The following is a 12,363-nucleotide window of genomic DNA, read 5'->3' on the forward strand; positions in this document are numbered from 1 at the left end:
GAGGTTTGTGATGGCTGAGCTTCAGTTTGGGAAGGTCCGGGGGCAGTACCTGCTCATCAAGGGCACGACGCCGCGGGCGGCTACGGGGCGGGTGACGTTCACCCCGATCGAGCCGGACGAGATCGTCGACGGTCCGAAGGTCACTACCCGGGAGAAGACCGTCGCGGTCTTCGACGCGAACGGGTGGCTGCACCTGGACGAGGTGCCGGTGCAGTACGTGCAGCTCGCCGTCGGTCGGTGGGAGGTGTCGTTCCGTGAGGCCCCGGGCCTGACGGTCAAGGCGTTCCAGTTCGACGTCACCCCGACCGGTGATGAGGAGTACATCGACCTGCCGTTGCTGACGCCCATCGTTCCGACGCCGGCGATCAAGCCGGTCGTGAATGAGTTCCTGTACCAGCAGACGATCCTCGCTCGGGATGCTGCGGTTGAGGCGCAGGAAGCGGCGGAGCAGGCGGCACTGGATGCGGTGGTCCCGACGCAGACCGTCATGGACGCGCGCATCGACGCACGCCGTGGCGCAGCTGGGGGCATCGCACCGCTCGGGTCGGACTCGAAGCTGCCCGAGGCGCAGGTGCCGGACCGTCTGTCCGCGCCGGCGCTTTCGAGCACGATTGATGCAGCCGTTACCGTGGGGGTTTCGCCTAAGGCAAACGCGGCCGATGTGTACACAAAGACAGCCGCAGACGCAGCCGTCACCACAAAGACCCTCCCAATTGCAGCCCGCTCGGTAGCGTCCACGAAGCGCCAAGCGCCCCGCGAACTGTCGAGCCCCGAGTCCACCACTCCGTCGTTTACCGGCCTCATTGGCATGCTCCCGGACGGCCGCCGCAAGGTCGCCACCGGGTCCGGCTTTTCGGCCGCGCAGATTGGCGTGACTGAGGACGGCGTGACGTTCACGTGGGGCGAGAACTTCGGGAGCGCCAACCTCGCCACCGGTCTCATCACCACCCCAGGCGGGGAAGTGCTGGTCGCGGTCAAGGCGCGAGACAACGCCACCCCTGGCACCCTGCGCCGCTCGACCGGCTGGGACCCGGCTATTGCCGACGCAACGTCGTGGGCGACCGTGCTTACCGCGTCGAAGAACGGCGCCCACATGGACGGGCGCTGGTGCCTCACCGAGCGCAGCATCGCCCCGCTCAACAGCCCCGGTGCCGGCGCGCTGTACGTGTGCGAGTACGACGGCAACCGCGCCTGGGCGAGCGTCGATGACGGCATTACGTGGACGCAGATCTTCGACCTGCAGACCGTTCGGCCCGGCGCGACCCACGTCCACTCCATCGCCTACGACCGCTGGGACGACCGCGTCTGGATCAGCATCGGCGACACCGCGTACGCCGGGATCTACTACGTCGACCGCGACAAGATCGACGGGCTCAACACCCCGTGGATCCTGCTCACCGGATCGAACACCGCCGCTTGGCAGGTGACCACGATCGTGCCGCTCGCTGCGGCCGTAGTGTTCCTGTCTGACGCGACAGACTCAGCCGTCTACTCGGTGGCCCGAACCGGTCAGCGAGGGTACGCCGCGCTACGGAACGTGGCAGACCTTCCCGGCAACGGCCTCATCGGTGCGCACGCGTATCAGGCGGCGGACAACCTCCCGGCATACCTCACGTTCTACCAGTCCGGTTCGGGGCAGACGCCGCGCGTCATCGCAACGATCGACGGTGAGCACTTCTCCACCGTCTTCACGGACACCGCCACGGTGACGACCGGCCCCGGCATTCACTCCATCGTCGGTCCAGACTTGGACGGGCGCGTGTGGGCCGTCCGCAACCTCTCCGGATCGGGTGCGCTGTTCAAGCTCTCCACGTCAGCACCTACAAGCGGTGTGCCGACGACCCGACAGGTCTTGGCGGGCAGCGGCTTGAGCGGCGGCGGGCCACTCTCCGCAGACGTGACACTGAGCGCAGTCAATTCGTCGGCTGCGGCGCGTCGGGGTGTGGTGGCGCATGCTGGCCCGGAGGAACTGTTCGACTCAACGTCTGCGGCCCTTGTGGACGGCACTCTGTACCTCGTGAAGGTGGTTGCCGAGTCCGACGCGGCATCTGCGGCGCGCACCGTCCGCGTCTACCAGGAAGGGGCAGCCACCTCACTCACGTCTTGGGTGGCGGCGGTATTCGACGCCAGCGGTAATCAGCTCGGTGCCACGTCGTCCTCCGACGCCGGGTCCGCACAGTCGCACCGCAACTTCGGAGTTGGCTCGTTCGGGTTGTCGAAGGGCCAGGAGTATTACGTCGGTCTGCTGTTCAAGGGGACGACTGGTCCGACGATTGCTCGAGGCGCGGCAAGCGCACGCGTGCGCATGGGGCTGTCGGGCGCGAACCTTCTCTACGGGGTGGGTGGCACCGGGCTCACGGGAATGCCCGCAAGCATCACTCCGTCGTCCGTCGCAAACCTCGACATCGCGCTGTGGGCTGCGTTGCTCTAGCCCTCTACGCGGATCTGCGCGAGAACGCGGTCGGCGATGGCTCGATGCCCGGAATCGTTCGGGTGGAAGTCATCGCCGACCCCGAACTCGGTCTCACGAAGGTCGGGTCCACGGTTCGCCTCGTCGAGCCACAGGTCACCCAACTTGATGTAAGTGCCGGCGTTCGCTTCACAGATGGACTTGATTTCCTGGTCCGTCTGGGAGACGCGCCAGGCGGTCTGCCAGGAGCCGAGGCAGATGAGGCCTGCGCTGGGAGAAGCGGAACGCACCGCGCCGATGAGTGCCGTGTAGTTGCTCTCGAGCGCTTCCTCGGGCTGGTTGGTCGCGTCGTTGGTGCCGATTTCTACGATCACCAGATCGAAGGCATCTTTAGGGACCTTCGGAGTGACGTCCACGCTCGAGAGTCCCGATCCGCCGACCCACGTTTCATCTATGGGGGTCTGTGCAGACAGCCCGGAAGTGACGAGAGGACGCCAGGCTGCAGACTCCGTGCTCGCGAATGCACCGTAGGTGAGTGAGTCGCCCACGAACAGGACACTGGTCGGATCGGCTTTCTTCGGAAGTTTGACGATCGCCGCCTCAGCCGCTGCTGCTGCCGCCGCGGCTTCCTCCTGCTCGCGAATCTCCCAGCTGAACGGACCGGAGCTCTGCGTAGATGCTTCCGGGCGAGCCTGAGCCTGGTTGCTTCCCAGTGCGACGGCGAAACCTATCCCGCCGACGACAACGACAGCGGTGACCACGGCCAGCCAGTTGACCATGCCTCCGGTGGTGTCAGTCCACCAGGTGCCCGTGCTTGAGCTGCGACGCTTTCGATGTGCCCCCATAAGCGGTCATTCTATGGGTTCGCCCGACAGCATCATTCGTGAGCATTTATCACCACACACGACAACGCCCCCGGCGTCCCTCATCTCGAGGTGACGTCGGGGGCTGTTTCGTCGTTATAGGGAGCGGATCGAGACGAGCTCCCACCCGTCCGGTATCTGCGCGTCTAGCCCGGGCCGGTCGGCGGCTTCGATCTCACGGCCACCGTCGCGCCGCACGTACGTGCCGACCGCGGTGAGCAGGGTCGTACCCTTCCCCATCTGCACGGGCACGTTGGCGAGGTCAAACCCGGGCGGGCACTGCTGCTCAAGGAGCTCGTGCGCTTCGGCGAGGGAGTGCGCCTCGACGGTGGCGGTGCGGGTTTCGACGGGGCGGATGGATCCGATGAGCACGCTGTCAGCCTAGGTGGCGCACGGTGACGGCGTTGCGCCAGACGACCGGTTGCCAGTGGCCGCCGTCGCAGGGGACCTCGAGCATGACGACGCGGTCGTTCGCGCCCATCGCCCACGCCTCGACGCGCTCGGCGGCACGGTTCGGGAACTGCACCCACGCCCACACGGGGCGGCGCTTCTCGAACCACTCGACCGGCTGCGGCCCGTACGCCTGCAGGGGGAGTGTCATCGGCTTCACCGCCGAGAGCACTCGAGAGAGTTTCTCGTCACTGACCTTGTTCGAACCCACGAGGGGCAGGCTAGCTCCGGCTGCCGACATCCATGTATCTTGCGGGCATGACCGATGACATCCGAAGTGCGCGCCAGGTAATCGCCTCCGCTCGATCAAACATCAACGACGTCTTCATGGCGAGCGGGCTGGATACCTCGGGCGAGAACGCGCAGCGGTTCGCGATGGCGGCCGTGGCAGAGTCCAACCTCGCGATCGCAACCGCGCTCACCGAACTCGTGGACGAGCTCTACGAAGCGCGCGTCGCACGGGAGGGGTAAGCCCCCGTCTCGATGTCGGAGGTGTGGGGGAGACTCACCCCATGCCTACCGACGCCGAGCTGCTCGACTTCGAGCGCCGCCACGAGCGGCACAACAGCCACAAGGAAATGCTTATCCCGGACGAGCTCGGGCTGAGACCGGCACGGTATTACCAGCTGCTGCAGCGCGTCGTGCGGACGCCGGAGGCGTGGGCGGCGGACCCGATGCTATGCCGGCGGGTGCTGGACCGGACGGCGGCATGAAGAAGCCCCCGCTCGGCGAGACGGGGGCTGACTTCGGGGGGATAAGTGTCCGGCTTATGTGTCGCGGACGATAAGCGGGGGGATCGTCGTCGGCCGCTGGTGTGCGGCTGGTGGTCTTCTGTGGTGGTGTCCCATGGTGGGGCTCCTTAGCGGGGCGCAGTCAGGCTGCAATGAGACAATCGCTGTCGGGGGCGACAATGCCGCGGCAGTTATGCCACGGGTGAGGGGTGCCGTCGTAGGTGCAGTGGTCATTGTCGCCGAGGCGCGCCTCGCACGCTTCGCAGATCGAGTCCAAGTCGCGCATCTGCCTGATCCTTCGCTGGGGTGGTTGGTATAGCTGTGTGCCGTTGGCGGGGACTCCATCGTCCCCTGCTCATCTTCTGGCGTACCGCGTTGCCGCGCTCACCGCCACCGGCCTGGTGGTGTTTGTGCTCATGTCCATCACGGTAGCGTGCGTGCACGCAACGCGCAAGCACGCGTGCCGGAGTGTCGCGCGCGTGCCCACATTCTGCCCACGGATGACTGGGGCCAACCGGGATTCATGGGGGTCTACCGGAGCTAACATCCGCTGAAAGACGCGGGCGGATGAGGCGGTGCCTGCCCCAGAAGAAAACCACGACTTCTTCAGTGGCTCGGGCTCGTCCTACGTCATCGGCAAGGCCGAGGCGACCGAGGATGACGACTGGGACTTCTGATCTTTTCTCGAGAACGGCCCCGCGCGAGTGATCGCGCGGGGCCGTTCTTCTTTCTCGAGCCGCAGGCTACGAGTAGTAGGACCGAGCCTAATAGGTATAGGCTGTTCGCATGTCCCGCCCCGCCCTCACCGCGTCTACGGTCATCCGTACCGCGGCCGACCTCGCCGACTCGTCCGGTCTGACGGCGGTGACACTCTCCGCGGTGGCCCGTGAACTCGACGTGCGCACGCCCAGCCTCTACGGGCACGTGCGCGACCTCGCCGCACTCCGCGACGGGATCACGATCCTCGCCCTCGGCGAGCTGAGCGATCGTGCGGGGGAGGCCGTCGCCGGTCGTGCCCGACGCGATGCGCTGACCGCCCTCTGCGAGGTGCATCGCGACTATGCGCGTCGGTACCCGGGCCGGTGGGAGAGCCTCCAGCGTCGTGCGGGCGAGGCGGCGGTCCGCAGCGACGAGGCGGCACGCTCGAGCCGCGCCCTCGCCGCCGTCCTGCGGGGTTACGGCATCGCTGAGGAGGACCGCGTGCACGCGACCCGTTTGATCTCGTCGTTCCTCAACGGCTTCCTGCATCTCGAACACGTGGGCGCCTTCGCCCACAGCGCCCCCTCGGCGGACGAGTCGTGGACACCGCTCATTCACCGGCTCGACGTTCTGCTCACCACCTGGTCAGAGAAGGCCGCACCGTGATCGACACACCCTTCACCCTCGACGTGATCCGCGGGGGAGCCGACCTCGAACTGCTCGCGCACGGCGCCCGTCTGCATCGTCTGCCGCTGCCCTATCGAGAGCGCGAGGCCGACGCCCAGTTCACGATGGTGGAACGTCAGCCCTCCGGCATCCATCTGCGTTTCCGCACGACGGCGACGGCGGTTACGCTACGCCTGCACGCCACGCGGGTCTCGTATCGAGGGCTCCACCGTGATCGCGGAATGGTCGACGTCATCATTGACGACCGCCTCGTGCTGCGTCGTCCACTCGTGAACGGCGATGCACTCGAGCTCGACATGGCCACCGGGGCGGCGACCCCGCGCCCCGGAGACGACGATCTCGTCGTGCTGACCGACCTGCCGGCGGGTGAGAAGACCGTCGAGATGTGGCTGCCCCACAACGAGCAGATCGATCTCGTGTCGCTGGACGCCGACGCGCCTCTGGCGGCCGTCGCCGATGAGCGACCGAGGTGGGTGCACCACGGCAGTTCCATCAGCCACGGGTCGAACGCCACCGCCCCGACCGAGATCTGGCCGGTCGTCGCCGCGCGTGCCGCGGACGTGCAGCTGCACAACCTGGGTTTCGGCGGGAGCGCGATGCTCGACCCGTTCATGGCGCGGATCATCCGCGACACGCCGGCCGACGTGATCAGCGTGAAGCTCGGCATCAACGTCGTCAACGCCGACGCGATGCGAGCGCGGGCGTTTCTGCCCGCCGTGCACGGCTTCCTCGACACGATCCGCGAGGGACATCCCGACACGCCCCTGCTCGTCGTGTCGCCGATCTTCTGCGGCGTCCACGAGAAGACCCCCGGACCGGGAGCCTTCGACGTTGAGGCGCTCCGTGCCGGCGAGGTGCGCTTCGTGGCGACCGGCGACCCGGCCGAGGTCGCGCGGGGTGCGCTCACGCTCGAGGTCATCCGCGAGGTGCTCGCTCGCGTCGTCGCCGACCGCTCCGACGATCCGGCGCTGCACTACCTCGACGGGCTCTCGCTGTACGGCCCCGAAGACGCCGCGGCGCATCCCCTGCCCGATGGGCTGCACCCCGACGGCGATACCCACCGCCTCATCGGCGAGCGCTTCGCGCGGGCGGCGTTCTCGACGGGGGCGGCCCTGCGGATCTGACGCTCAGCCCGGCCACTCCCGCGCCTCGAGCGCGTCGAGCAGCACCTCGACCGCCGATCCCTCCATGGCGCGCACCCAGCGCTGCGTCTCGGAGCCGCGCGACGACACCGTGCGTCCGCGCTCGCCGCGCTCGAGGCGCACCTCGACCTGACCAGAGGCGACGCTGACGCCGCGCAGCACCCCGGCGGCCACCATCGCGGCGAGCGGGTCGTGCAGGGCGCACCGCCGGTCGGCGAACACGCGACCGGCGTAGAAGTCGAGGTAGGCCGGCAGCATGCGGGCCAGCGCATGGGGGAGCGCCCCGGGGATCGCCTCGAGTCGCACGAGGTCGGCGGCATCCAGCGTCTGCGTCATCGTCACATCGAGCGGGACGAGCGTGGTGTCCCAGTCCTGCGCGAACACGACGGCGGCCGACTCCGGGTCGTTGTGGATGTTCGCCTCGGCCCACGCCGTGACGTTGCCCGAGTGGCCGAACGCGCCGCCCATCACGACGAGGTGGTCGAAGCGGGCGACGCCCGGCGTCTCGGCGTAGGCGGCGAGATTGGTGAGCGGTCCGAGGGCGAGCACGGTGAGATCCGGATGCCGTGCCGCGAGGTGGTCGATGAGCTCGACCGCGGGCCGGGCGTCGTGCAGCTGAGCGGCCGTGGCGAGCGCGATGCCACCCACACCGTCGTCCCCGTGCACGTGCGGAGCGCCGCCCGCGTAGGAGCGGCCGCGGAAGTCATGCGCGCCGACCGCGACGGGGATGCCGTCGACCCCGGCGAGCTCGAACAGCGAGAGGGTGTTGGCGGCCGCGCGGGCGGCATCCGTGTTCCCCGATACCGTCGTCACTCCCACGATCTCGACCGAGGGCTCGGCCAGCAGGTACGCCAGGGCGAGGGCGTCGTCGATGCCGGTGTCGCAGTCGACGAGGATCGGCCGGCGGCTCATGCGGTCACTCCGTACGTGTCGAGGGCGTCGAGCGCCGGTTGCGAGGCGTCGTCGGCGACGGCCGCGGCACCGACGGCGCACGCGCGGGCGAGTGCGTCGGCTTCGGCGTCACCGCGCAGGAGGCCGACGACGAGGGCCGCACAGAACGCGTCTCCCGCGCCGACGGTGTTGCGCACGGTCGTCGCGACCCCGGGGGCGGATGCCACGAGCTCGCCGTGCCGATACAGGCGTGCTCCTGCGGCGCCGAGCGTGACGCACAGCAGCGGAGCGTCGTGCACCTCGGGTAGCTGCGCGTACTCCGTCTCGTTCACGATGACGAGGTCGCACTTGTCGAGCAGGTCGCGGGGGAGGGTTCGTGCGGGGGCGGCGTTGAGCGCGAAGAAGCCGGCGGCGTGCGCGGCGGCCGAGACCACGGCATCCGCCACCTCCAACTGCGCGAGCACCGCGGAGTCGGGCTCGATGCCCAGGGACTCGGCGTCGATCGCCGCGTTCGCACCCGCGCACACGACGATCGAGTTCTCGCCCGTCGCGTCGACGACGATGAGGGCGGTACCGGTTGCGGCCGCGGTGGTCTGCACACCCGAGGCGTCGACGCCGATCGCGGCAAGCTGATCCCGGATGCCGCGGCCGTCGGGGTCGTCGCCGACTCCGCCGATCAGCCGCACGTCGGCGCCGAGGCGGGCCGCGGCGACCGCCTGATTCGCGCCCTTGCCGCCGGGTCCGCGCTGGAGCACGCCGTCGGCGACGGTCTCACCCGCGCCGGGAGCGCGCTGCACCCGCGCGGTGAGGTCGACGTTGATGGCGCCGACCACGGTCAGCGCTACGGCCCGGTCGGGAGAGGGGGAAGTCGTCACGAGGGTCAAGCCTGTCACGCGTCGTCGCGCTGCACGCTGAAGTACGACAGCGTCACGGTGATCACGAGGAACTCCCCACCATCGGCTCGGGCCATGAGCGCGTCGCGCATCTCACCCGAGTCCGATCCGACCCGCTCGTTGATGTGCCAGATCGGCAGGATGTCGTAGTCGGCCACCTCGGCGGACTGCAGGTAGCCCGTCATCTGCACGCGCCGACCGTCGACCAGCAGCGCGCCGCCCGCGTTCGGCGGGGAGGCATTCACGGCGAACGCGGGGGACTCGGGCGGCACGTCATCGGGGTGGAACGCGCTCGGCAGGTCGGCGAAGGCGGTCTGGATCTGCATCAGCGCGGTGAAGGCCGCGGCGTCGCGCGTGCCCGCGTCGGCGGCATCCGTCAGCTCGTACGCCGTGCGCCGCACGGCCACGCACGAGTAGCCCTCGATGTGCGTCTCGTCGAACATCTGGTCGCTCGTGTTCGAGCCGCAGGCGTCGATCGTGCGTTCGGCGGCGACGGTCCACCCGGTCAACTCGGGCAGCGGGAACGCCTCGAGGGCAGCAAGGCCCGCGGGTCGTGCGTCGGCGGCGCCCTGAAGTTCGGAATCGGACGGCGTGCCGCTGCACCCGGCGAGTAATCCCGTGAGCGCGAGGACCCCAACCCGCAGGGCGCGGCGGCCGGTCAATGCAGCATCAACTTCGCCGAGATGAGCAGCGCCGACACGATCGCCGCGCCCGCGGCCGTGAGTACGACCCCCAGGGCCGAGTAGCCGCGGAGGCGTGCTCCGGCGGTCGCCACCACGACGAGGTACGCCATGGCGACGCCGACGCCCCACAGCAGAGCGGTGGGCAGCGACACCCCGAACGCGACGAGCACGACGACCACCAGCAGCGGGAGGAAGGTCACCGACACCATCGGCGCGCTCACGCGCAGGTGGTGCAGGAAGATGCGCGAGGGGCGGTCCGTCGAGGTGTCGCCCAGCGAGTAGGCGAACACGTGGGTCGCGAAATACACGACGTTCGTGAGCGCGACCACCGCGATCACCAGCGCGAGGTCGGTGGTGCCCAGGCCGATGAGGGTGGATGCCGAGACCAGGGCTCCGTAGCATCCGGCACTGATGCGCTCGGCGGCGTCGTGTCCGAGGGTGCGGGATGGGCGGTCGTCCATGGCGGTCATCCTCTCGCGGTGCGCCGGCGCAGCGCCGCCGACACGATCGCGACGACGGTGCCGACCGCGACGCCGATGATCGTCTCGATCACGCGGTCGCGCAGCAGCATCTCGGGCGTCGCGGGCGAGGCCAGCGAGATCATCAGCAGGGCGAGCGGGGTGATGAAGACCATCGCGATGCCGTAGTTGCGGCCCACGAACAGCTCCGACAACGCCTGGAACGCCACGGCGACGAGGATCGTGAGCCACGGCGGGAGGTGCAGCGCGAGCAGTCCCGCCGCGATCAGCACGCCCAGCAGGGTCCCGAGCAGTCGCTGGGCTCCGCGGATGAGCCGCGCCGTCACGTGCGCGCCGCCGACCGCCGCGACCGCACCGACCATGGCCCAGTACCAATGAGTGCCCACGAGCAGGGCCCCCGCGAGACCTGCGAGCAGGGCGGCGACGCCGACGGTGGCGGTCATCTCCCACGCGACCGGGCCGATCGACGGTCGGGGGCGGGTGGGGCGCGCCCACGATCCTCGGCGGGCGAGCACGAAGGCGACGGTGACGATGATGCTCCACGCGACGCTCGCGCCGCCGACGAACAACACGAGCAGCAGCGACGGCCAGCCGGCCGGAAGACTCGCCGTCGCACCGCCGGCGAACACCGCGAAGAGCGCTCCGGGCGGATGCCACTGCGAGCGGTAGGCGAAGAGGGTCACGGTCGCAGCGATCGCCGCCACGACCACGACGCCCACGACGGCCGGGCTCGACAGCGCCGACACGACGGTGCCGATCAGCATGGACGAGACCAGGATCGCGCCCGCCGTCGCCTGCATGATCACGCGCGGACGCGGCTGGTCGGTGCGACCGTAGAGCGCCGCGAACGCGCCGAAGCTGGCGTACACGCTGAGGTCGAGGCGGCCGATCAGCAGCAGCACGATGAGCGGCACACCGACGCTGAGAACGGCGCGCACCGCGACCCGGTGGTCTCCCTGACGGGGTCCGACCCGGATCACCCCGGTCCACACGCGCCCCCGGGATTCCGCCACCCCACCAGCCTACGCTTCGCGTGTTCGCTCTCCCGTCCGCTCCGGGGGAGAGGGCGACGGATGCCGCGGCGTCAAGGAGGTGGCATCCGTCGCCCGATCTGCTGGGCTGGGGGCATGGACGCCGAACGCGAGAAGGGGCCGATCGAGCCCGGCCCCGAGCCCGACACCACCACCGCGGCCGAGGCCGACCGCTCCGACGACTCCCTCGACAACGACGATCAGCCGATCGAGTGACCTCTCGACGTCGAGGGGAGCGCACGGGCGCCGTCAGCGGCATCCGTAGGCTGGAAGCCCCCGACTCGCGAGGAGAGACGTGTTCCGCACGCCCCTGACCCTGTTCCGCACGCTCGCGATCGCCGAGGCGATCTCGTGGACGCTGCTCATCGGCGGCCTGATCCTGCGCGCGGTCGCCGATCTGCCGCTCGCCGTGACCATCGGCGGCTCGATCCACGGCTTCGTCTTCTTGGCCTACGGCGCGACCGCCGTGCTCGTCGCCCTCAACCAGCGCTGGGGTGTCGGCCCCGCCGTGGTGGCCGTGGCCAGCGCGGTGATCCCCTACGCGACCGTTCCGACCGAGATCTGGCTGCACCGCACCGGGCGCCTGCGCGGAGACTGGCGTCTCGACGCCACCGACGACCCGCGCGATCAGCGGCCCCTCGACCGACTGCTGCGCTTCTTCCTGCGGCGTCCGTGGGCGCTCGCCCTCGCGTTGGTCGCCGCCGTGGCGCTCGTGTTCGTCGTGCTGCTGATCGTGGGCCCGCCGGGCGGCAAGGGCTGAGTCCGTCTCGAGCTCACCGCACGTGGATGCGCACCGCCGACGGCGCGATGCGGCACGTCGCGATGAAGGTCTGGACGGTGCCCGACACCGTCGCTCCGGCGACCCCCGTGTCGAGTAGCTCGACCGCGCCGCCGCTCGCGTGCAGGGTGGGCGTTGCGTCGCTGAAGCGGTGCATCGCACCCCCGTTGCGGCTCGAATACCAGACGTCGATGTCGATCCGCTCGATCGGCCCGGTGGTCGAGGTCGCACGCCAGTCGATGGCCGCCAAGCCTCCGCCGCGGCTCTCCATCGTCAGGGTCACGCTGCCGCATTCCTCGCCGCCGACCGCTTCGGTGCGCAGGGGCTGATCATCGGGCGTGATGTCGGCGCCGCAGAGATCGATCGAATGGATGCGGGCGTATTCGCGTGCTTTTCCGGTGATGCTCGAGCAGTCCGCCAGCAGCGCGGTCGCCACGCTCGCCGCGAAGGGATCGTCGGGTCCGGCACCGGCCGGTGTCGGCATCGGAGACGCGGCGAGCAGTGCCGCCGTCGCGATGGCGGCGAGGCCGAGGGCGCCGAGCGACGCGAAGATCGTGCGCACGCCCATGCTCGCCCCCTTCGTTGCGGTCGAGGGAAATCTACGCGCGGGCGGGCCGCGCGGCCAT

Annotated in this window: 15 protein-coding genes and 1 pseudogene; 7 read left to right on the forward strand and 9 right to left on the reverse strand. The window is 69.5% G+C overall.

The window, feature by feature from the left end; all coding sequences use genetic code 11:
- Positions 1-10: 10 nt before the first annotated feature.
- The gene (locus tag FS769_RS13140) at positions 11-2,431 is read left to right on the forward strand and encodes a hypothetical protein (RefSeq protein ID WP_144834127.1); all 2,421 of its coding nucleotides are present in this window, start codon (positions 11-13) and stop codon (positions 2,429-2,431) included.
- On the opposite strand, the gene FS769_RS13145 is transcribed toward FS769_RS13140, so the two are convergent.
- The 3 genes from FS769_RS13145 to FS769_RS13155 form a co-directional block, all read right to left on the reverse strand.
- Positions 2,428-3,189, reverse strand: a complete 762-nt coding sequence (locus tag FS769_RS13145) for an SGNH/GDSL hydrolase family protein (RefSeq protein WP_186325549.1) — start codon at positions 3,187-3,189, stop codon at positions 2,428-2,430. The two genes, FS769_RS13140 and FS769_RS13145, sit on opposite strands and share 4 nt — an antisense overlap.
- Before the next feature lie 180 nt (positions 3,190-3,369).
- Positions 3,370-3,645, reverse strand: a complete 276-nt coding sequence (locus FS769_RS13150) for a hypothetical protein (RefSeq protein ID WP_144834131.1) — start codon at positions 3,643-3,645, stop codon at positions 3,370-3,372.
- A 4-nt stretch (positions 3,646-3,649) separates the two neighbouring features.
- A complete protein-coding gene (locus FS769_RS13155; protein WP_144834133.1) occupies positions 3,650-3,934 on the reverse strand; it encodes a hypothetical protein in 285 nt (94 codons plus the stop codon).
- A gap of 47 nt (positions 3,935-3,981) precedes the next feature.
- Between FS769_RS13155 and FS769_RS13160 the strand changes: the two genes are divergently transcribed.
- From FS769_RS13160 to FS769_RS13175, 5 genes and pseudogenes are all read left to right on the forward strand, one after another.
- Positions 3,982-4,194, forward strand: a complete 213-nt coding sequence (locus tag FS769_RS13160; protein WP_144834135.1) for a hypothetical protein — start codon at positions 3,982-3,984, stop codon at positions 4,192-4,194.
- Between the two features lie 41 nt (positions 4,195-4,235).
- Positions 4,236-4,436 (forward strand): DUF3263 domain-containing protein, encoded by a 201-nt coding sequence (locus tag FS769_RS13165; protein WP_144834137.1) that lies wholly within the window; start codon positions 4,236-4,238, stop codon positions 4,434-4,436.
- A gap of 596 nt (positions 4,437-5,032) precedes the next feature.
- A pseudogene (locus FS769_RS17250) lies at positions 5,033-5,131 on the forward strand (ribonucleotide-diphosphate reductase subunit beta); the annotation flags it as partial.
- A gap of 109 nt (positions 5,132-5,240) precedes the next feature.
- On the forward strand, positions 5,241-5,819 hold the full coding sequence (locus FS769_RS13170) for a TetR/AcrR family transcriptional regulator (protein ID WP_144834139.1): 579 nt from the start codon (positions 5,241-5,243) through the stop codon (positions 5,817-5,819).
- Positions 5,816-6,964 (forward strand): GDSL-type esterase/lipase family protein, encoded by a 1,149-nt coding sequence (locus FS769_RS13175; protein WP_144834141.1) that lies wholly within the window; start codon positions 5,816-5,818, stop codon positions 6,962-6,964. Before FS769_RS13170 ends, FS769_RS13175 begins: the two co-directional genes overlap by 4 nt.
- A 3-nt stretch (positions 6,965-6,967) precedes the next feature.
- Here FS769_RS13175 and FS769_RS13180 read toward each other — a convergent pair whose 3' ends face one another.
- From FS769_RS13180 to FS769_RS13200, 5 genes are read right to left on the reverse strand one after another with little or no spacing between them, the layout of a single operon-like run.
- Positions 6,968-7,894 carry a nucleoside hydrolase gene (locus FS769_RS13180; RefSeq protein ID WP_144834143.1) on the reverse strand — a complete coding sequence of 309 codons (927 nt, stop codon included), beginning with the start codon at positions 7,892-7,894 and terminating at the stop codon, positions 6,968-6,970.
- Positions 7,891-8,748, reverse strand: a complete 858-nt coding sequence (locus tag FS769_RS13185) for a PfkB family carbohydrate kinase (RefSeq protein ID WP_144834145.1) — start codon at positions 8,746-8,748, stop codon at positions 7,891-7,893. Before FS769_RS13185 ends, FS769_RS13180 begins: the two co-directional genes overlap by 4 nt.
- Positions 8,749-8,762: 14 nt before the next feature.
- Entirely contained in the window at positions 8,763-9,428 is a 666-nt protein-coding gene (locus FS769_RS13190) for a hypothetical protein (protein WP_144834147.1), read from the reverse strand.
- Entirely contained in the window at positions 9,425-9,910 is a 486-nt protein-coding gene (locus tag FS769_RS13195; RefSeq protein WP_144834149.1) for a hypothetical protein, read from the reverse strand. The genes FS769_RS13190 and FS769_RS13195 overlap by 4 nt, the downstream gene beginning before the upstream one ends.
- Before the next feature lie 5 nt (positions 9,911-9,915).
- Positions 9,916-10,941, reverse strand: coding sequence for an FUSC family protein (locus tag FS769_RS13200; RefSeq protein WP_144834151.1), 1,026 nt, complete (start codon positions 10,939-10,941; stop codon positions 9,916-9,918).
- Positions 10,942-11,254: 313 nt separating this feature from the next.
- On the opposite strand from FS769_RS13200, the gene FS769_RS13205 reads away from it, so the two are divergent.
- On the forward strand, positions 11,255-11,719 hold the full coding sequence (locus tag FS769_RS13205; protein WP_144834153.1) for a DUF3817 domain-containing protein: 465 nt from the start codon (positions 11,255-11,257) through the stop codon (positions 11,717-11,719).
- 13 nt (positions 11,720-11,732) lie between these two features.
- On the opposite strand, the gene FS769_RS13210 is transcribed toward FS769_RS13205, so the two are convergent.
- On the reverse strand, positions 11,733-12,305 hold the full coding sequence (locus tag FS769_RS13210) for a hypothetical protein (protein ID WP_144834154.1): 573 nt from the start codon (positions 12,303-12,305) through the stop codon (positions 11,733-11,735).
- Between the last annotated feature and the right edge of the window lie 58 nt (positions 12,306-12,363).

It is taken from the genome of Microbacterium sp. BH-3-3-3 (assembly GCF_007679045.1).
Classification (GTDB): domain Bacteria; phylum Actinomycetota; class Actinomycetes; order Actinomycetales; family Microbacteriaceae; genus Microbacterium; species Microbacterium algihabitans.

Bases quoted from the DNA above. Each gene is read 5' to 3' on its own strand.
- FS769_RS13140 (WP_144834127.1), top strand. From the start codon at position 11: ATGGCTGAGCTTCAGTTTGGGAAGGTCCGGGGGCAGTACCTGCTCATC.
- FS769_RS13145 (WP_186325549.1), bottom strand. From the start codon at position 3,189: ATGGTCAACTGGCTGGCCGTGGTCACCGCTGTCGTTGTCGTCGGCGGG.
- FS769_RS13195 (WP_144834149.1), bottom strand. From the start codon at position 9,910: ATGGACGACCGCCCATCCCGCACCCTCGGACACGACGCCGCCGAGCGC.
- FS769_RS13170 (WP_144834139.1), top strand. From the start codon at position 5,241: ATGTCCCGCCCCGCCCTCACCGCGTCTACGGTCATCCGTACCGCGGCC.
- FS769_RS13165 (WP_144834137.1), top strand. From the start codon at position 4,236: ATGCCTACCGACGCCGAGCTGCTCGACTTCGAGCGCCGCCACGAGCGG.
- FS769_RS13210 (WP_144834154.1), bottom strand. From the start codon at position 12,305: ATGGGCGTGCGCACGATCTTCGCGTCGCTCGGCGCCCTCGGCCTCGCC.
- FS769_RS13160 (WP_144834135.1), top strand. From the start codon at position 3,982: ATGACCGATGACATCCGAAGTGCGCGCCAGGTAATCGCCTCCGCTCGA.
- FS769_RS13180 (WP_144834143.1), bottom strand. From the start codon at position 7,894: ATGAGCCGCCGGCCGATCCTCGTCGACTGCGACACCGGCATCGACGAC.